Genomic DNA, 18,536 nt, shown 5'->3' on the forward strand with positions numbered 1-18,536 from the left:
TACCGAAAATTCACCGACCCGATTACATGGGAGGTGATTTTCCGGTGGCGCTTCCAGGGAATTGTGGTAGTGAAATAACCGCATAATCGATAACGGGCGGATGGCCCTGCCATCCCTGGGAAACCAAGCCAAGGCGCCATCATGGCTGAAGTGCTGCAAGTCAATCCCTTCGATTTCGTCGTTTTCGGCGGTACCGGCGATCTTGCCATGCGCAAGCTGTTGCCCGGCCTCTACTACCGGGAGCGAGACCGGCAGATGACGGACGAGAGCCGCATCATCGCTGTCAGCCGCACCGACCAGACGGTGGAGGATTTCCGGGCCACGGTGTGGGCGGCGCTGCAGCGCCACGTCCCCGCCGCCGACCTGGAGACGGCGGTGTGGGAGCGTTTCTCCGCCCGCCTGGGCTATGTGTCGCTGGACGCGACCAAGCCGGCCGGCTGGGAACCCCTGCAGACCCTGCTGAAGGGGCATGAGGACAAGGCCCGCGTCTGCTACCTGGCGACGGCCCCCAGCCTGTTCGGCGCCATCTGCCGCAACTTGGCCAGCGCCGGCTTGGTGACCGATACCTGCCGCGTGGTGCTGGAGAAGCCCATCGGCCATGACGGCAAGTCCGCCAACGCCGTGAACGAGGAAGTGGGCGCCGTTTTCCCCGAAGACCGCATCTACCGCATCGACCATTACCTGGGTAAGGAGTCGGTGCAGAACCTGATGGTCCTGCGCTTCGGCAACGCCCTGTTCGAGCCGCTGTGGAACAGCAGCTGGATCGATCATATCCAGATCACCGTCGCCGAAAGCGTGGGCGTGGAAGGCCGGGCCGAGTACTACGACAAGGCTGGCGCCCTGCGCGACATGGTGCAAAACCACTTCCTGCAGCTGTTGTGCCTGGTGGCGATGGAGCCGCCGGCCCACCTGTCGGGCGACCAGATCCGCAATGAGAAGATCAAGGTGCTGCGGGCCCTGCGCCCCATCACCCAGGCTGACGTGAAGGTCAAGACCGTGCGCGGCCAGTATCGCGCCGGCTCCATCGACGGACAGCCGGTCCCGGGGTACGCCGATGAGCTGACGCGGTCCAGCAACACCGAGACCCTGGTCGCCATCAAGGCGGAGATCGAGAACTGGCGCTGGAGCGGCGTGCCCTTCTACCTGCGCACGGGCAAGCGCCTGCCTGTCCGCTATTCCGAGATCGTCGTCCAGTTCAAGGACGTGCCGCACAGCGTCTTCCCCAAGGGCTCGGGTGAGCTGATGGCCAACCGCCTGGTCATCCGCCTGCAGCCGGACGAAGGCGTGCAATTGAACATCATGACCAAGGTGCCGGGCCCCGGCGGCCTGCGCCTGCGCTCCGTGCCGCTGAACCTGTCCTACGCCGAGGCGTTCAAGGACCGCTATCCCGAGGCCTATGAGCGGCTGTTGATGGACGTGGTGCGGGGCAACCCCTCGCTGTTCATGCGCCGTGACGAGGTGGATGCCGCCTGGTCGTGGATCGACACCATCCTGGCCGGCTGGGAACAGACGGACATGCGCCCGGATCCCTACGCCGCCGGCGGCTGGGGCCCGATCAGCGCCGCCCTGCTTCTGGACCGCGACGGCCGCCGTTGGCACGACCCCGAACTGTAACGGTTCGGCGGAGTTTATTCGACTTCTGCCCCCGGGACCGGCGCCGCATCGCCGGTCCCGCCGGCGTACCCACGTTCATGGCTTATCAGCCAGGGAGGACCCCATGGCGCTCAACGACACCCTGCGGCGGGTTACCGACCGCGTCATCCAGCGCAGCGCGGACAGCCGCGCCCGTTACCTGCGGCGCCTGGACGCGCAGAAGGGCCAGAGCCCGCGGCGCGGCGCGCTGGGCTGCGGCAACCTGGCCCACGGCTTCGCCGGCTGCGCCGCCGATGACAAGGCTGCGCTGGCGGGCAACCGCAAATCCAACATCGCCATCGTGTCGGCCTACAACGACATGCTGTCGGCCCACCAGCCGTTCGAGCGCTTCCCCGCCATCATCAAGAAGGCGGCGCATGAGGCGGGCGTGGTGGCCCAATTCGCCGGCGGCGTCCCAGCCATGTGCGATGGCGTGACCCAGGGCCGCGACGGCATGGAACTGTCGCTGTTCTCCCGCGATGTCATTGCCCAGGCCACGGCCATCGCCCTGTCGCACGACATGTTCGACGCGGCGCTGTACCTGGGCATCTGCGACAAGATCGTCCCCGGCCTGCTGATCGGCGCGCTGTCCTTCGGCCATCTGCCGGCGATCTTCGTGCCGGGCGGTCCCATGCCGTCGGGCCTGTCCAATCCGGAGAAGGCGCGCATCCGCCAGCTGTACGCGGAGGGCAAGGCCACCCGCGACGACCTGCTGGAGGCGGAGTCCAAATCCTACCACTCCCCCGGCACCTGCACCTTCTACGGCACGGCCAACTCCAACCAGATGCTGATGGAGATCATGGGCCTGCATCTGCCCGGATCCTCCTTCATCAACCCGAACACCGAGCTGCGCGACGCCCTGACCGTGGCCGCCACCCAGCGCGCGGCCCAGTTGACGGAGCAGGCGGGCAACTACCTGCCCATCGGCCGCCTGGTGGATGAGCGCAGCATCGTCAACGCCATCGTGGGCCTGCTGGCCACGGGCGGGTCGACGAACCACACCCTGCACCTGGTGGCCATCGCGCGCGCCGCAGGCATCCGCATCGACTGGCAGGATTTCAGCGATTTGTCGGGGGCCGTGCCCCTGCTGGCGCGGGTCTACCCCAACGGCGTGTCGGACGTGAACCATTTCCACGCCGCGGGCGGGCTGCAGTTCCTGATCAGCACCCTACTGGACGCCGGCCTGCTGCATGGCGACGTCGCCACGGTGGCCGACGGCACGGAACAGGGCAGCGGCCTGGACGCCTACCGCCATGAGGCCTGGCTGAAGGACGGCAAGGCCGCCTGGCGCTCCGGCACCCCGCACAGCGCCGACACCACCATCCTGCGCCCCGCCGCGGAACCCTTCGACCCGTCGGGCGGCATCCGCCTGCTGACCGGCAACGCCGGCCGCGCCATCATCAAGGTGTCGGCCGTGAAGCCGCAGCACCGCGTCGTCGAGGCGCCGGCCATTGTCTTCGAAAACCAGGACGAGATGCTGGCGGCGTTCAAGCGCGGCGAGCTGGAGCGGGACTTCATCGCCGTCGTCCGCTTCCAGGGCCCCGCCGCCAACGGCATGCCGGAACTGCACAAGCTGACGCCGCCCCTGGGCGTGCTGCAGGACAAGGGCTTCAAGGTGGCGCTGGTCACCGATGGCCGCATGTCCGGCGCCTCGGGCAAGGTGCCCGCCGCCATCCACCTGACGCCAGAGGCGCTGAAGGGCGGCTCGCTGGCCCGAATCCAGACGGGCGACGTCGTGCGTCTGGACGGTGAGGCCGGCACGCTGGACATCCTGGTGGACGCGGCCGAGTTCGCCGCCCGTCCGGCCGCGACGCCCGACCTGTCCGCCAACACCTGGGGCACCGGCCGCAACCTGTTCGGGGCCATGCGCGCCCACGTGACCGGCGCCGAGGACGGCGCCCATAGCTTCGGAGAGGATTTCGCATGAGTTCGCAGAGCAAGTACGGCGTGGGCGAAATCCTGGCGCTGGGCCCCGTCGTTCCCGTCCTGATCATCGAGAAGGTCGAGGATGCCCTGCCGCTGGCCGAGGCCCTGGTCGAGGGCGGCGTGCGGGTGTTGGAAGTGACCCTGCGGACCGAGGCCGCGCTGGCCGCCATCGAAACCATCGCCGCCAAGGTGCCGGATGCCGTGGTCGGCGCCGGCACGGTGGTGACGCCGGACCAGGTGGGCCGCGTGCGCGACGCCGGGTCGCAGTTCATCGTCAGCCCCGGCTGCTACCCCGCCCTGCTGGATGAGGTGCTGGCCCAGGGCGTGCCCTTCCTGCCCGGCACCGCCACCCCGTCCGAGGTCATGGCCCTGCAGGCCCGCGGCCTGCGTCATGTGAAGCTGTTCCCGGCCGAGGCCGTGGGCGGCCTGAAGCTGATCAAGTCGCTGGCCTCGCCCCTGCCGGGCGTCACCTTCTGCCCCACGGGCGGCATCACCGTGAAGACGGCGCCCGATTACCTGGCCCAGCCCAACGTCGCCTGCGTCGGCGGCTCGTGGCTGACCCCGGCGGACCTGGTGGCGGCCAAGGATTGGGCCGGCATCACCAAGCTGGCGCGCGAGGCCTCGGCCCTGCGGGGCTGAGCCAACGTTTTCGTTTTTCATGTGATCGCCCGGCCCTATGGCCGGGCGATTGTCGTTTGGGGGTTATGATGCCACGGCACGAGAGGTTGACTCGTGCCGCGGTAGCCACGCGACCGTGGGTGCCGGAGCGAGGACCGCAGGGGGCATTTGGGAGGTCACGACCAAATGCCGCGCGTATGGCGCCCAATTCCTAAATTTTCATGACAGATGGCAGGGTTCACCGTCGGCGCGCATCTAATGGCGGAAGGTTAGATGGGCGGATCGATGTTGAAATCAGCAAAGCGGATAACGGATGAGCGGGCGCGCTGGCTGGCCGTCAACGTCGTCCCGCATGAACCGGCGTTGCGATCCTGGTTGAAGCGCAAGGCGTCGCTGCGGTTCGACATCGACGACGTGGTGCAGGAGACCTATGCCATCCTGGCCACCAAGGCCACCGTCGATACCATCAACGACCCCAAGACCTACGCGTTCCAGGTGGCCTATTCCGTCATCCTGCAGCAGCTGCGCCATTCCCGCGTGGTGCCCATCACCGCCGTGGCCGACATCGGCACCCTGGAAACGGTGATGGATGAGCCCTCGCCGGAGGACACGGTGCTGGCCCGGTTCGAGCTGGAGCATGTGCAGCGCGCCATCGAGGCCCTGCCGCGCAAGACCCGCGCGGCCTTCGTCATGCGCCGGGTGGAGGGGCTGTCGCAGCAGGAGATCGCGCGCCGCATGAACCTCTCGGAACACACCATCCAGAAGCACGTGGCGCGGGGCATCAAGCTGCTGCTGGCCCAATTCGGCCGCGATGGGTCGGATGGGGCGGCGAAGTCGCCGGCGGACAAGAAGAAGACAGGGTTGGAAGAGCGTGATCACGCACAGGCCAAGCGCAAAGTCCATTGATGAGGCGGCGGCCCGCTGGGTCGCCCGCCTGGACGCCGGCGCGCTGACACCGGCGGAAGATACCGAACTGACGGCGTGGCTGGACAGCGACACCCGCTGCGTCGGGGCGATGGCGCGCGCCCAGGCCTATTTCGTCAGCCCGCGCATGGAACTGGCCATGCGCATCCTGCGCCGGCCCCCGGCGCCGTCCGTGACCCAGTGGGGCACGCTGCCGCGCCGCGCCGTGCTGATGGGGGCGGCCGCGTCCGTCCTGGGCGCCGCCGTTCTCATCCGCCGCCCGGCGCCGGCCGCCGGCCGCCGTTATGCCTCCGAGGTAGGGGAGGTGCGGCGCATCCCGCTGCCCGACGGATCCAAGATCACCCTGAACACCGACAGCGTGCTGGAGGTCGACTACCGCGAGGACAGCCGCACCATCCGCCTGCTGAAGGGCGAGGCCTATTTCGAGGTGGCCAAGAACCCCGACCGGCCCTTCGTCGTCGAGGGTCCCAAGGCCCAGGCGCGGGCCGTTGGCACCGCCTATGCCGTGCGGCTGGAGGATGACAAGGGCGGCATGCGCGTGCAGGTGACCAGTGGCCGGGTGGCGGTGGAACTGCCGCCGCAGGCCCCACCGGCCACGGCCTGGCAGGCGCTGGAACGGCTGTGGACGCCATCGACCGGCGCCACCAACGGCACCCACGTCACGGCTAACCAGGAGGCGGAGGTGCGCATCGGCCTGAACGCCGCCGGCGTGGAGGAGGTGCAGGTCTCCCTGCGCGACGTGGCACCGGGCGCCCTGGGCCGCAGCCTGATGTGGCGCGAGGGCCTGTTGTCCTTCGAGGGCGTGACCCTGGCGGAGGCGGCGGCCGAATTCGCCCGTTATTCCGTCCAGAAGATCGTGGTGAAGGGGGCGCCGGCGCATGAGCGCATCTCCGGCCTGTTCGCCGCCACCGACCCGGCCGGTTTCGCCCGGGCCATCGCCCTAGGCCTGCGCATCAAGAGCAAGCGGGAAGGGGACGTCATCACCCTTTATAAATAAGGCCAGAACGCAGATGAACGGCCATGACGCGAAGTCGAAATGCCTGCGTCATCCAAATTAAACAAAGGAAACAGCAAAATATAAAAGTTTCATTACGGATGGCTTGGTTGGCTCCCGAAAATAATCTAAGGGGCGTGAGGGCGATGAACGCCCCACGATTGGCAGTCAGACACTGATATTGCTGGGGGAGTCAGTGAGAATGTTTAAGTCTTTGCGCCCGATGCTGCTGTGCGGCGCGGCGTCCGCCGTCATCGCGTTCAGCGCGCCCGCCGTGGCCCAGACGCGCAGCTTCGACCTGCCGGCCCAGCCGGCGGTCAGCGCCATCCCCGCCTTCGCCAAGCAGGCCGGTATCCAGATCGTGGCGCCGGCGGGCCAGCTGGACGGCATCAGCACCCAGGCCATCCATGGCGAGCTGGATCGCAAGAAGGCCTTGGCCACCCTGTTGCAGGGCACGCCCCTGGTGGTGTCGTCCGACGACGGCGCCGTGGTGGTCCTGCAGGTGGGGACGCCGGCCAAGGCCCCGGTCACCGCGCCCAAGCCGCAGGCGCGCGTCAATGACGACCCGCTGGAGGAGGTGGTGGTCACCAGCTTCCGGGAAAGCCTGGCGCAGGCCAAGGCCCTGAAGCGCGAGGCCGTCGGCTCGGAGGAGGTGATCGTCGCGGAAGACATCGCCGCGTTTCCCGACCTGAACCTGGCGGAATCGCTGCAGCGCGTGCCCGGCGTGACCATCAACCGCGATTCCGGCGAAGGCCGCCAGATCACCCTGCGCGGCCTGGGCCCGGACTTCACCCGCACCCAGCTGAACGGCATGGAAGTGCTGGGCAATACGGCTTCGGGCATGGACAACCGCGGCGCCGTCAGCCGCACCCGCAGCTTCGATTACAGCCTGTTCGCCTCCGAGCTGTTCGACCGCGTGACCGTCGAGAAGTCCTACGCCGCCGAACAGGATGAGGGCGGCATCGGCGGTACGGTGGGCCTCAGCACCGCCAAGCCCTTCGACTATGACGGCTTCAAGGCCGTGTTTTCCGCCAAGGGTCAGAACAACAGCAACACCGACAGCGTGACGCCCCGCATGGTGGGCCTGCTGTCCAACCGCTGGGGCGACTTCGGCGCCCTGGTGTCGGTGGCCTACAGCACCAACGACAGCAACGAATACGGCTACCGCAACTGGGGCTGGAGCCAGATCAAGGTGAACCCGGCCAACATCGGCCCGGGGGTCAGCGCCGCCGATGCCGCCAAGATGGAATCCGGCACCATCTACGCTCCGCAGGCCGATACCTATTCCACCTGGTTCGACCACCGCACCCGCCTGGGTAGCACGCTGGCCCTGCAGTACGAGCCGGAGAACGGCCTGAAGCTGGGCTTCGACGCCCTGTACAGCCGCCTGACCAACGACCGCAAGGACTACGCCATGGCGGCGGGCGGCACCAATGCCCTGACCGGCAATGTGTCGGGGACCCAGGTGCTGCAGTCGGCCGTCATCCAGGGCAACACCCTGGTGGCCGCCAACTATACCGGCGTGGACATGCGCAATGAGTACAACACCGAGAGCGACAGCACCGAGTTCTACCAGACGGTGCTGCACGGGTCCGACCAGATCACCGACCGGCTGCTGGTGAAGGGGATGGTGGGCTACTCCCGCTCCGACTACGAGCTGCCCTACTTCGACAAGGTGTTCCTGGAGGCGAAGAACCAGGGCATCGGCTTCGACGACCGCACCACCATGCCGGTCAACACCTACGGCTTCAACACCACCGACCCGTCGCTGTGGAATCTGATGCGCCTGGACACCCAGGCCAACAAGATCGTCAATTCCTACAAGAACGCCAAGCTGGACTTCGAATACGCGCTGACCGACAGCTCCACCATCAAGACCGGCTTCGAATACAAACGCTTCGAGGATGAAGGCGCGCAGTACAACAACAAGGTCTTCTACAACGTCCCGGCGGACAGGGCGATCCCGGCCAGCACCAAGTACACCGTGCCCTACGACACCCTGGTGCCCTATATCGTCGGCGACGTGGACGCCATCTACAAGCTGATCGGCCAGACGCGGGATATCGAAAACGCCAAGTTCCTGTCGCCGGGCTCGGACTATCACGTCACGGAAGACACCAAGGGCGGCTATATCCAGTACGACCTGGACACGGATGTCATGGAGCGGCGGCTGAAGGCCAATGTCGGCTTGCGCTATTACTCCACCGACCTGACCTCCGCCGGTTCGGTCAACTCCGGCGGCGTGTTGAAGCCGGTGACGGTGCCGCACACCTACAGCGGCGTGCTGCCGGCCGCCAACCTGGCCTATTTCGTGGAGCCGGACCTGGTGGCGCGCCTCAGCGCCAACCGCAACATCAGCCGCCCGGCCCTGTCCGACCTGCAGGCCGCCGGCACCATCACCACCGCGCCCTTCGGCGGCAGCCTGACCATCGGCAATCCCGACCTGAAGCCCTTCACGGCCGACGCGGTGGAAGGCTCGCTGGAGTACTACGACGGCAAGGTCGGCTTCGTATCCATCGGCGCCTTTTACAAGAAGCTGAACTCCTTCATCAGCGCCACCACGGTGACGGAACCGTATTCCGCCACCGGCTATCCGCTGTCCTTCCTGCTGCCGGGGCAGACCGGCGCCACGCCCTACAACGTTTCCCAGCCGGTGAACGTCTCCGGCGCCAGCATCAAGGGCGTGGAAGTGGCGGTGCAGCGCGACTTCGACTTCCTGCCCGCCCCCTTCAACCATCTGGGCATGGTCGCCAACGGCACCTTCGCCGACGGCAGCTCGCCCGCCATCATCAACGGCAAGTCCTATGACCTGCCGCTGGTGAACCTGTCGCGCTTCTCGGCCAACGCCACGCTGTACTACGAGACCGAGACCTGGGGCGTGCGCATTTCCGAGGCCTACCGCAGCCAGTACCTGGACAGCATCGGCGGCAACGGCAACGTGGGCGAGGCCTATGAGCCGACCAACAACGTCGACTTCTCCGCCCACTACAACGTCACCCCGCACGTCAAGGTGACGCTGGAGGGCCTGAACCTGACCGATGAGCACATCGTGCAGTTCACCGACCTGACCGCGCATCGCATCGAGGTCAACACCTCCAGCGGCCGCACCTTCCTGTGGGGCGTGACCTGCGAGTTCTAAGAACCTAAACCAACTTGGCAGTTGGGTTTCAGAGGGCGCCGGCGGGCCACCGCCGGCGCCTTTCCCTTTCGCGACATCGGGGACACTTGCCGCGACACCGGGCGCCCGGCACAGTGCGGGCATGACCGACCAACCGTCCCCCCTGCACCTGACGCTCGACGACGACGGCATCGCCTATGCCACGCTGGACGTGCCCGGCCGCGCCAACCTGCTGGATGACGCCCTGATCGCGGCGCTGGACGAACTGGCCGCCATCCTGGAGGAGCGGGAGGAGGTGCGCGGCCTGGTCATCGCCTCGGCCAAGGGACATTTCCTGCTGGGGCGGGAGCCGCTGAGCCTGCTGGCCCTGGCCGATGCCGCACCCGGCCTCTCGGATGACGGGCTGCTGGCCGCGATCGCCCCCTATGGCGACGCGCTGCGCCGGCTGGAAGGGACGGCCAAGCCCATCGCGGCGGCGCTCAGCGGCTCCGCCCTGGGACCGGGATTGGAACTGGCGCTGGCCTGCGGCTATCGCGTGTCCACCGACCATCCCGCCGCGCGATTCGGCTTTCCCGACCAGCGCCTGGGCCTGATGCCCATGGCCGGTGGCACCCAGCGCCTGCCCCGCCTGCTGGGCTGGGTGGGGGCGCACGATTTGCTGTCGGGCGGCCACATGGTGACGGCGCCGGCGGCGCTGGAGTTGAAGCTGGTGAATGAGGTGGTGCCGGCCAGCCACGTGCGCAGTGCCGCCCGGGCCTGGGTGTGCGGCCGGCTGGGCAACACAGCGGAAGCGCCCTTCATCGTTGGGCAGAAGCGCAGGCCCATCGCCGTGGCCTCCGCCATCGCCGCCATCGAGACGGCCGTCAGCCAGGGGCTGAGCCTGTCCTTGGATGAGGGCCTGGCGCTGGAACGGGCGCTGGCCGCCGGCCTGCTGCGCCGGGGGGAGGTGGCCGCCTTTGTCCGCACCCTGGTGGTGGCGAAGGGAGAGGCGGACAAGGCCGCCTGGCGGCCGGCCCTGCCGGCGGCGGAGTTGGCCCGCGTGGCGGTGCTGGGCCGGGGGCCGGCGGCCGACGCCGTGGCCCTGGCGGCCCGCCGCGCCGGATTGGACGTGCATGCCGTGGCGGATGCCGAAGGCTTGGATGACCTGACGCCCGCCAAGCTGGGCGAGCGCAAGATCGAGATCCTGTTCGATGCCAGCCGCGAGGATGTGGCGGCCAAGCGCGCCCTGCTGGCGAAGGCCGAGGCAGCGCTGGGCGAGGACGCGTTGCTGGTGCTGACGGGCGCGCGTCTACGCGTCGGCGCGGTGGCGCAGGGCCTGGCCTGGCCCGACCGGCTGGTGGGCCTGTACCTGCCGGCCGATGGCGGGGTGGCGGAGGTGGTGGCGGGCCCCGCGACCTCGGCACCCGCGCTGTCCATCGCCGTGGACGCCGCCCGGCGCCTGGGCCGCACACCCTTCCGGGTGGAGGATGGCGACGGCCGCTTCCTGGCCCGCCTGACCGCCGCCTATTTCCGCGCCGCCCTGGATTTGGGCCCCACCGTGGGGGCCGCCGATACCGATGCCGCCGCCCGCGCGGCCGGCCTGGCCGAGGGGCCCTGGGCCCTGGCCCGCCGGCTGGGCTATGCTGCGGTGACGGATCTGGTGGGGGAGGAGGGGGCCGTGGCCGTGCTGGCGGCCCTGAAGCGCCCACCCGACGATCCCGCGCCGGCCGATGCCGGCCCGCGCATGATGGCGGCGGTGCGCACCGCCATGGTGACGGCCCTGGCCGAGGGGCTGGTGAACGACGCCGTAGCCGCCGACCTGATGGCGGTGCTGGGCTTCGGCTGGCCGGCCGCCAGCGGTGGGCCTTTGGGCAGTTTCGCCAGGCGCTGATTTCCTGATGCGGAAAACGAGAGGACCCGGGCGAACGTCTCGCCCGGGCCTTTTGTTCAATCGCGGCCTGACGATCAGGCGGCGCGGCGGCGGCTGTAGCCGAAGTAGACGAAGAAGCCGATGACCATCCAGATGATCAGACGCAGCCAGGTATCGCCCGGCAGGCCGTACATCAGATAGCCGCAGACCAGCACGCCCAGGGGGCAGACCAGCCAGAACAGCGGCGTCTTGAACGGACGCTCCATATGGGGCTGGGTGATGCGCAGCACCAGGACGCAGGCGCAGACGATGGCGAAGGCCAGCAGCGTGCCGATGGAAACCAGCTCACCCAGGATGTCGATGGGGAACAGGCCGGCCAGCAGGGCGGCCAGGACGCCGGTGACCACGGTGGCAACGTGGGGCGTGCGGTAGGTGGGGTGCACCTTGCTCAGCACCGGGGGCAGCAGCTTGTCGCGCGACATGGCGTACAGCACGCGGCTCTGGCCCAGCATCATGACCAGCATGACGGTGGTCAGGCCGGCGACGGCGCCGATGTCCACGGGTAGGGCCAACCAGTGCAGCTGCCGCACCGCCTCGATGGCGACCACCACCGGGTGGGGCACGTTCAGCTCGGTGTATGAGACCAGGCCGGTCAGCACCAGCGACATCAGGATGTACAGCACGGTGCAGAACACCAGGGAGCCGAGGATGCCGATGGGCATGTCCCGCTGCGGCCGCACCGCCTCTTGCGCGGTGGTGGAGACGGCGTCGAAGCCGATATAGGCGAAGAAGATGACGCCGGCGCCGCGCAGCACGCCGCTCCAGCCGTAGTGGGAGCCCTTGTCGTCCACCACCTCGGCCGGGATCAGGGGCGACCAGTGGGCCGGCACCACGTAGAACAGGCCGAAGCCGATGACCAGGAACACCACCAGCAACTTCAGCAGCACGATGATGCCGTTCACGCGAGCGGAATTGCGGATGCCGACATAGAGCAGCAGGGTGATCAGGCCGACCATCAGCACGGCCGGCAGGTTCAGGAATGCGCCCGTGGTCTGGAAGTGGAAGCCGTCCTTCACCGTCAGCGGGGCGGAGGTCAGGGCGGCCGGGATGACGATGCCCACCTGTTTCAGCAGGTTGACGAAATAGCCCGACCAGCCCACGGCCACGGTGCCCGAGGCGAACAGGTATTCCAGCGCCAGATCCCAGCCGATGATCCACGCCAGGAACTGGCCCACGGTGACGTAGGCGTAGGTATAGGCGCTGCCGGCCACGGGCACCATGGCCGAGAATTCTGCATAGCACAGACCGGCGAACAGGCAGGCGGTGGCTGCCAGCACGAAGGACAGGACGATGCCGGGGCCGGCGTACTGGGCGGCGGCGGAGCCGGTCAGGACGAAGATGCCGGCGCCGATGATGGCGCCGATGCCCAAGGCCGTCAGGTTCCAGGCATTCAGGCTGCGCGCCAGGGTGGGGCGGCTTTCGTCGCCGTCATTATCGACGCTGGCCTCCGCAATAGTCTTTTTCGTCCAAAGGCTCAAAACCACCTCTCCCGTCAATTCCCAACCGGCCGGCGGGCGCTTGGGCGCCCAGGCGCGTCCGGCGTGATGTGATGCCCCGCGTATTGCTTGCCCGCGCATTGCTTGCCCACGCATTGCTTGGATGTCGATGTACCCGCTGTCGGGGGCGCTGTCACCTTAAACGGCGACCAAAAATGTTGATGGGCTCAGCTTTTCCGGAACCGGCCCCACGGCGACAGATTTATGCGCGTCCCGGGGGGGGGTGGGCGGACAGCAACGCCATGGCCTGTCCTGGTGGCCTAGTCATTTCGTGCGCGTCGGCGTGCCGTCGGGATGGGTTCGATTCCGAAACAATTACGGCGAATTGACACCCAGGGCCCCGCCGCCGGAAGATCAACCCACGCCTGTATCGGTCCCGCGCCCTTGCCCGGTGGTCGCCCCGGTGGTCGCCCGTCCCCACGCCGCTCGCCCGTCGAGTCCGCCGCGGATGGGCACACACCTGACCCTATGCGGATGCGCGCCTTATAGGTTTGGGAAGGCCTGGGTCCGCCTGATACCATCCCTGGTGCCGGACGATGTTCCGGGCCCCGCCTTCCGGAGTTTCGCCGACTTGCGTGCCGACGCGCCCAATCCCTGGAAGAAGCAGCCCGACAAGGGCCAGCTTTACACCCGCATCATCGGGGACATCCGCCAGCTGGAACAGTCGGTGGCGGCCTTGCAGCGCACCTGCCAGATGGTGGCGCAGACCAAGGAGTTGAGCGCCTTCCGCAAGCTGTGGGTGGAGGTGGGGGATACCCTGTCCTTCATCACCGTGCTGGCCTCGCGCGGCGAAAGCCTGGATGAAAGCAAGCGGCCGGCCACCCTGATCCGCCTGTCCCAGCTGCGCCAGACGGTGATGGAACTGCACGTCCGCTCGGTCGAGCCGGTGTTGCAAGCTATTGTGGACAAGGCGGAACCCATGGGCCTGGGCACCGGCTACGTCATGGAAAAGTGGATCACCCACATGGACGTGACGGCGCAGGAGGTGGCGCTGGCCACGGCCGAGCTGGAACGCCTGCACGTCGATGTCCGCCACGCCGCCGACCTGGCCGAGACCGTTCAGGCGGGGGAGGCGGCGGCCCCCCTGCTGAAGCTGGACGCCGTCGAGGCCTCGTATGAGGCGGCCATGGCCGGCTATGGCCGCCTGACCGGCGCGGTCGCCCGGTCCCGCGCGCTGGCCCAGATCATCGTGCAGTCGGCCCCCGCCCTGCGCGATTTCACCAACGATCGGCAGGAACAGACGGTCAGGGCCTACCTGCGTGGCCCTGGTGATGTCGGCGCCTTGCCCGCGCCCGGGGGCGGGCCGGCCACCGGCACGCTGTACCTGACCCGCAAGGAAGGAAAGCTGTACGTCGATCCTGAGCTGTCGTCGGACGCGGTGAAGTCCCTGCGCGGCGGCGGCTACATGGAAGATTTGGCCAAGCGCATCGACCTGCCGCGCCACAAGCTGACCACCCTGCTGGCCGGCCGGGATGGCATCAATTTCACCTTCCTGTCCAAACTCAAGTCGGGGGTGGAGGGCGTCACCGGCGCCAACGGCGTTAAGGTCGAGGTTCTGCAGGCGTGAGTTCTTCCGGGTCGGGCCGCCGCGTCCCCCATTGCCATCGCCCTTAAGGTCTGCCCCTATTCTGGGATAGATTGAGGTCCCGATGGCAAAACCCGCGAACGTTCCGTTCCCCGCCCCTGATACCGAATCCCCGGCCCATCCTGTGGCCGGGCCCCTGGGTGTGGACAACCCGTTGGCGCTGGACCGGCAGCTGTGCTTCGCCCTCTACCAGGCGACCAACCGCATCACCCGCGCCTACCGTCCCCTGCTGGACGCGCTGGGCCTGACCTATCCGCAATACCTGGCGCTGATGGTTCTGTGGGAGGGGGCACCCATGACGGTGGGTGACCTTGGGAGCCGCCTGGACCTCGACTCCGGCACCCTGACGCCCCTGTTGAAGCGCATGGAGGCGGCGGGCCTGGTGGCGCGGCGGCGCGACCCGGCGGACGAGCGCCGCGTGCTGGTCGATCTGACCCCCGCCGCCTGGGGGCTGCGCGACAAGGCGCTGGCCATTCCCGGCGCCATGCTGTGCCGTTTCCCCGTGCCGCTGGACGAGGTGGCGGACCTGCGCGACCGCCTGCACCAGCTGGCGGCGGCGTTGGGCGAGGGCTGAATGGCCTATTTCGCCGGCACCAGCCTGATCTCGAACAGCTTGGGCCAGCGCTTGCCGGTCACGAACAGCCGGTCGCCCTTGGCGTCGTAGGCGATGCCGTTCAGCACGTTGTCAATGTTCTGCGTCCGGCCTGACAATGCCTCCAGCGGCGTCAGGTCGATCCATCCGGTGACGGCGCCGGTGGCTGGGTTGATGCGGGCGATCAGGTTGGTCTGCCAGATGTTGGCCAGGATCTCGCCCTTCACGAACTCCAGCTCATTCAGGTTGCGGATGGGATAGCCGTTGTCGGTGACGGTGATGCGTCCCGTCTCGGCCAACGTTTCCGGATCCAGGAAGCGCAGCTCCGGCGTGCCGTCGCTCATGATCAGGCGGTGGCCGTCCTGGGTCAGGGCCCAGCCCTCGCCGCGATAGTGGAATTCCCGCCGCGCCTTGAAATCCCCCAGGCCGTAGACGAAGCCGACCTCGGTCCGGTAGGTCAGCTGCACCAGCCGGTCTTTCCAGTTGACGATGCCCTCACCGAAATACCGGGGATCCAGCTCCCGGCTCTGCAGCACCGCGCCGGTCGCCAGATCCACCTTGCGGATGGTGGAGTGCTGCTCCAGCCCCGTGCTCTCGTACAGGAACCCGTCCAGGTAGAAGAGGCCCTCGGTGAAGGCCTGGGGGTCGTGCGGGTAGGTGTGCACCACTTCCACGCCGTATTTGCGGGGCGCCTCCTGGGCGTGCGCGGTGAACGGCAGGACGGCCAGGGCGAGGCCCAGCAGCAGGGCGCGGACGTGGGCCCGGACATGGGCGCTGGCATGGGGCAGGGGCATCGGGCTCGGGCTCAGGCGGCGGGCGGGAAAGCTTTATACGCGGTTGGGCCGTGGCCATGGGCGGTCACGAGGTCGCGGGCTCGCCGGGTTGGGTCGACTCGGCCAGCGGATCCGGCGGCTCTTCCGACGCCGCCTCGCCCTCGGCCGGCATCTCGGCTTTCAGGCCCTGGCCCGTGACCTCGATGCCCCATTCCTCCACCAGTGCCTGGCGCTGTTCGTCCAGTTCCCTGATCTTGGCCTGGTCGCGGGCCACGGCCCAGCCCGCCACCAGGGGCGGAATGCCGAAGTAGAGCAGCCAGCCCACGCCGGCGGCGGAATACATGACCAGCCAGGTTACCGGCTGCACCAGCAGGCCGGCGGCATAGTCCATGGTATGGCCATGCTGCCAAAGCTGGATGCAGAAGGGCATGACGCCGCAGAGGTTCAGGCCGCCCACCGTCACCGCCGCCGGCTTGTCCGGATCGCGGTCGACGATCCAGGCCACCAGGGTCGGCACCATGCCGATGACGGTCAGCACCGAGGTGGGCATGACCAGCGCGCCCAAAGGCAGCAGCAGCACGGCGGCGGCCAGCAGGCCGCCATAGCTGCGGCGACGGGGGGATGAGGCGCTGTTCATGACACCACCCTGGCTCACTTCACGCCCGCCATCAAGGTGACGATCAAGGCCAGGCCGGCCAGGGAGATGCCGCTGGCCACCATGGCGGCCACCCGCTTGCCCCGCGTCACCGCCACTTCGCTGCGGTCGCCCAGCGATTCCTCGATCTTGTTGATGCGGGCCGTCAGGCTTTCATGGCGGCGCATGGCGTCCAAAAAACCATGATGATCCTGGGTCAGGGCCTTGGGGTCGTCGACGATGCTGAGCAAGGCGTCCAGCACGCCCTCGCGCGCCGCCTTCTGCGCCGCGGCCCGCACCTCTTCCCGCTTTTTCAGGTTGCGGAAGCGCTTGAAAGACGGGTCCAGGATGCCGGTCATCCAAAAGGCCAGGCCCGGCACCTTGGGCGGTCCCGCCCGGCGCTGGGTGTCGGCCAGGATGGCCAGCACGCCCACCGGCCGCCGTGCCGTTTCCGCCGCCAGCGTGGCCAGCAGGCGCTCGTTCAGCTTGGGATTTCGGGTGGCGATGAAGGCGGCGACATGGCGGTCCATGGGGTCGCGCCCCGGCCCGGCGCTGGCGCCGGCCACATCCAGCGCCGCCATCAGGTCGCCCAGGGTCAGGGGATAATGGTCGGCCACCGCCGGGCTGAGGCAGGGCGCCACCGGGCTCAGGCCATAGAGGGCGCGTTCGATGCCGAATCCGGGGCTGGTGTTCTCCAACACGGCGCGCACGGCGTCGAACTGCTGGATCATCAGCACCTGCTCGGCCTTGTATTCGGCCTGAACGCTGATCCAAAAGGCCGGCAGCTGGCCCACGATCATCTCGGCCAGGGCCTGGCCGCCCTCGCCGGTGGCCAGCGCCTCGGCCAGGGCGGTGCCGAAGCCGTCGGGCATGATGGCGCGGCCCTTGTAGCGCAGGGGCCCGGGGGGATCGAGGGCGGTGCAGACGCGGGACACCAGCCGCTCCTCCACGTTGGAGGCGCGACCGCCGGCCGTGGCGCTGCGCACGGCGTTGGCCACCGCTTCCGCCCGGGGCTCATCATTCAAGGAGCGGCGCAGCCAGCGGTCCAGCTCCCCCCGTTCGATCACCTGGGCAGCGGCGATGGGTGACTTGGAAAAGGCCCAGGCGGCCCCGCGCACATGCCAGATCTCCCGGCCCTGGAACTCCATGGGCCGGGGCGCGCGCTTGGGCAGCTGGGCCTGCTTGGGGCTGAGGCGCCGGCCCTGCATCCACATGTCCAGGTCGTTCAGAGTCCAGCGCTGCCGGGCGTCGTCGGTGATCAGGCCGCGCAGCGGTTCCACCAGCGACTGGGGGATGCGCGTGCCGCTGGTCAGGGCCGAGTAGGTGCCCTTGTCCATGCGGGCCTGCAGCAGCGTCTGCTCGTCCAGCCCCCGGCCGGGCGTGCGCCCCAGGTAGAGGGACAGCAGGGTGACGCCCAGGGCGTAGAGGTCGTCGGCGATGCTGCCGTTGCCCCGGCCCGAACGGTCGGCCAGGGCGCGCTCCAGCGGTTCGTACACCAGGGGCTGGGCATAGCCCGGCGGCAGGCTGACGCAGTCGCCCAGTACCACGGCCGCGGCGGCGGATTCGCGGATGAACAGGTTGGTGGGGTTGAGGGCGCCACAGCTGAGGCTGCGCTGGGCGATGTCGCGCAGCACGGAGGTCAGCTGTGGCAGCACCACCCGCACCAGGGCGTCGTCGGCGATACCCTCGATGACGTCGTCCAGCCGTTCCATGATGCGGCGGCCGGCCGGACGTTCGAAGATACAGACGAAGCGGCGCCGGTGCTCCGGCGACCAATCGACCACCCCCCAGTCCATGAGGTGCAGCAGATTGTTGTTCTCAATGGCGCGGAAGCTGCTCATCGCCTCGATGCGGGGGGGCACCGGCTGTTCGCAGACGATGGCGAACAGCTCCGTCTTCTTCTCGCGCATGCGATGGGCCAGGTAGGCGCGGCCGCCCGGCGTGTCGTAGGCGGGCAGCGGCGCGCTGGGCTGTATCTCCGCCCGGCCGCCCAGGTCGATGGGGGCCAGGTCGGGAACCGGGAACTCTCTGTCTGCCGCCGCCATGATACCCCGTCCGGTCGGCGCCCCGCCGGCCCTCACGCCCCGGCCGCGTATACGGCCCCCTCATGATGATCATGCCCGATCGGCACAGGCGGGAACAAGACGGCTGGCCGGAATAGACAATCGGATCAAGGCGATTGGCTGAACGGTTGCGGAATCCTAGGCGGAATGGCAATCCAGGGTGTGGGGGGCCAGTGCGCCGGGGCCCGTGCATCAGGGCCAGTGCATCAGGGCCAGTGTATCAGGGCCAGTGTATCAGGGATTGCGCTGGATCAATCCCCCACCCCCGCCTC

Annotated in this window: 13 protein-coding genes; 9 read left to right on the plus strand and 4 right to left on the minus strand. The window is 68.4% G+C overall.

Annotated elements, in window-relative coordinates:
• The first annotated feature begins 141 nt into the window (after positions 1-141).
• The 7 genes from zwf (at position 142) to FBZ89_RS16925 (ending at position 11,082) form a co-directional block, all read left to right on the plus strand.
• The gene (gene zwf, locus FBZ89_RS16895; protein ID WP_004274159.1) at positions 142-1,614 is read left to right on the plus strand and encodes a glucose-6-phosphate dehydrogenase; all 1,473 of its coding nucleotides are present in this window, start codon (positions 142-144) and stop codon (positions 1,612-1,614) included.
• A gap of 103 nt (positions 1,615-1,717) precedes the next feature.
• Complete coding sequence (edd, locus tag FBZ89_RS16900) at positions 1,718-3,559, plus strand: phosphogluconate dehydratase (RefSeq protein WP_145751063.1); 1,842 nt, start codon at positions 1,718-1,720, stop codon at positions 3,557-3,559.
• On the plus strand, positions 3,556-4,197 hold the full coding sequence (locus tag FBZ89_RS16905; protein ID WP_145751064.1) for a bifunctional 4-hydroxy-2-oxoglutarate aldolase/2-dehydro-3-deoxy-phosphogluconate aldolase: 642 nt from the start codon (positions 3,556-3,558) through the stop codon (positions 4,195-4,197). Before edd ends, FBZ89_RS16905 begins: the two co-directional genes overlap by 4 nt.
• A 264-nt stretch (positions 4,198-4,461) precedes the next feature.
• The gene (locus tag FBZ89_RS16910; RefSeq protein WP_186457403.1) at positions 4,462-5,082 is read left to right on the plus strand and encodes an RNA polymerase sigma factor; all 621 of its coding nucleotides are present in this window, start codon (positions 4,462-4,464) and stop codon (positions 5,080-5,082) included.
• Positions 5,048-6,097 carry a FecR family protein gene (locus tag FBZ89_RS16915; RefSeq protein WP_186457404.1) on the plus strand — a complete coding sequence of 350 codons (1,050 nt, stop codon included), beginning with the start codon at positions 5,048-5,050 and terminating at the stop codon, positions 6,095-6,097. Before FBZ89_RS16910 ends, FBZ89_RS16915 begins: the two co-directional genes overlap by 35 nt.
• Positions 6,098-6,296: 199 nt before the next feature.
• Entirely contained in the window at positions 6,297-9,233 is a 2,937-nt protein-coding gene (locus FBZ89_RS16920) for a TonB-dependent receptor (RefSeq protein ID WP_246172283.1), read from the plus strand.
• A 121-nt stretch (positions 9,234-9,354) separates the two neighbouring features.
• A complete protein-coding gene (locus tag FBZ89_RS16925; protein ID WP_145751067.1) occupies positions 9,355-11,082 on the plus strand; it encodes an enoyl-CoA hydratase-related protein in 1,728 nt (575 codons plus the stop codon).
• A 74-nt stretch (positions 11,083-11,156) separates the two neighbouring features.
• On the opposite strand, the gene FBZ89_RS16930 is transcribed toward FBZ89_RS16925, so the two are convergent.
• A complete protein-coding gene (locus FBZ89_RS16930; RefSeq protein ID WP_145751068.1) occupies positions 11,157-12,605 on the minus strand; it encodes an amino acid permease in 1,449 nt (482 codons plus the stop codon).
• 538 nt (positions 12,606-13,143) lie between these two features.
• On the opposite strand from FBZ89_RS16930, the gene FBZ89_RS16935 reads away from it, so the two are divergent.
• Positions 13,144-14,184 (plus strand): hypothetical protein, encoded by a 1,041-nt coding sequence (locus FBZ89_RS16935; protein WP_145751069.1) that lies wholly within the window; start codon positions 13,144-13,146, stop codon positions 14,182-14,184.
• Positions 14,185-14,266: 82 nt separating this feature from the next.
• Positions 14,267-14,776 (plus strand): MarR family winged helix-turn-helix transcriptional regulator, encoded by a 510-nt coding sequence (locus FBZ89_RS16940; protein ID WP_145751070.1) that lies wholly within the window; start codon positions 14,267-14,269, stop codon positions 14,774-14,776.
• 5 nt (positions 14,777-14,781) lie between these two features.
• Here FBZ89_RS16940 and FBZ89_RS16945 read toward each other — a convergent pair whose 3' ends face one another.
• From FBZ89_RS16945 to FBZ89_RS16955, 3 genes are all read right to left on the minus strand, one after another.
• Positions 14,782-15,588 (minus strand): glutaminyl-peptide cyclotransferase, encoded by an 807-nt coding sequence (locus tag FBZ89_RS16945; protein ID WP_145751071.1) that lies wholly within the window; start codon positions 15,586-15,588, stop codon positions 14,782-14,784.
• A gap of 64 nt (positions 15,589-15,652) precedes the next feature.
• Positions 15,653-16,204 carry a hypothetical protein gene (locus FBZ89_RS16950; RefSeq protein ID WP_186457405.1) on the minus strand — a complete coding sequence of 184 codons (552 nt, stop codon included), beginning with the start codon at positions 16,202-16,204 and terminating at the stop codon, positions 15,653-15,655.
• A gap of 14 nt (positions 16,205-16,218) precedes the next feature.
• Positions 16,219-18,246 (minus strand): serine/threonine-protein kinase, encoded by a 2,028-nt coding sequence (locus FBZ89_RS16955; protein ID WP_145751072.1) that lies wholly within the window; start codon positions 18,244-18,246, stop codon positions 16,219-16,221.
• Positions 18,247-18,536: the final 290 nt, after the last annotated feature.

It is taken from the genome of Nitrospirillum amazonense, assembly GCF_007828045.1.
Taxonomy (GTDB): domain Bacteria; phylum Pseudomonadota; class Alphaproteobacteria; order Azospirillales; family Azospirillaceae; genus Nitrospirillum; species Nitrospirillum amazonense_C.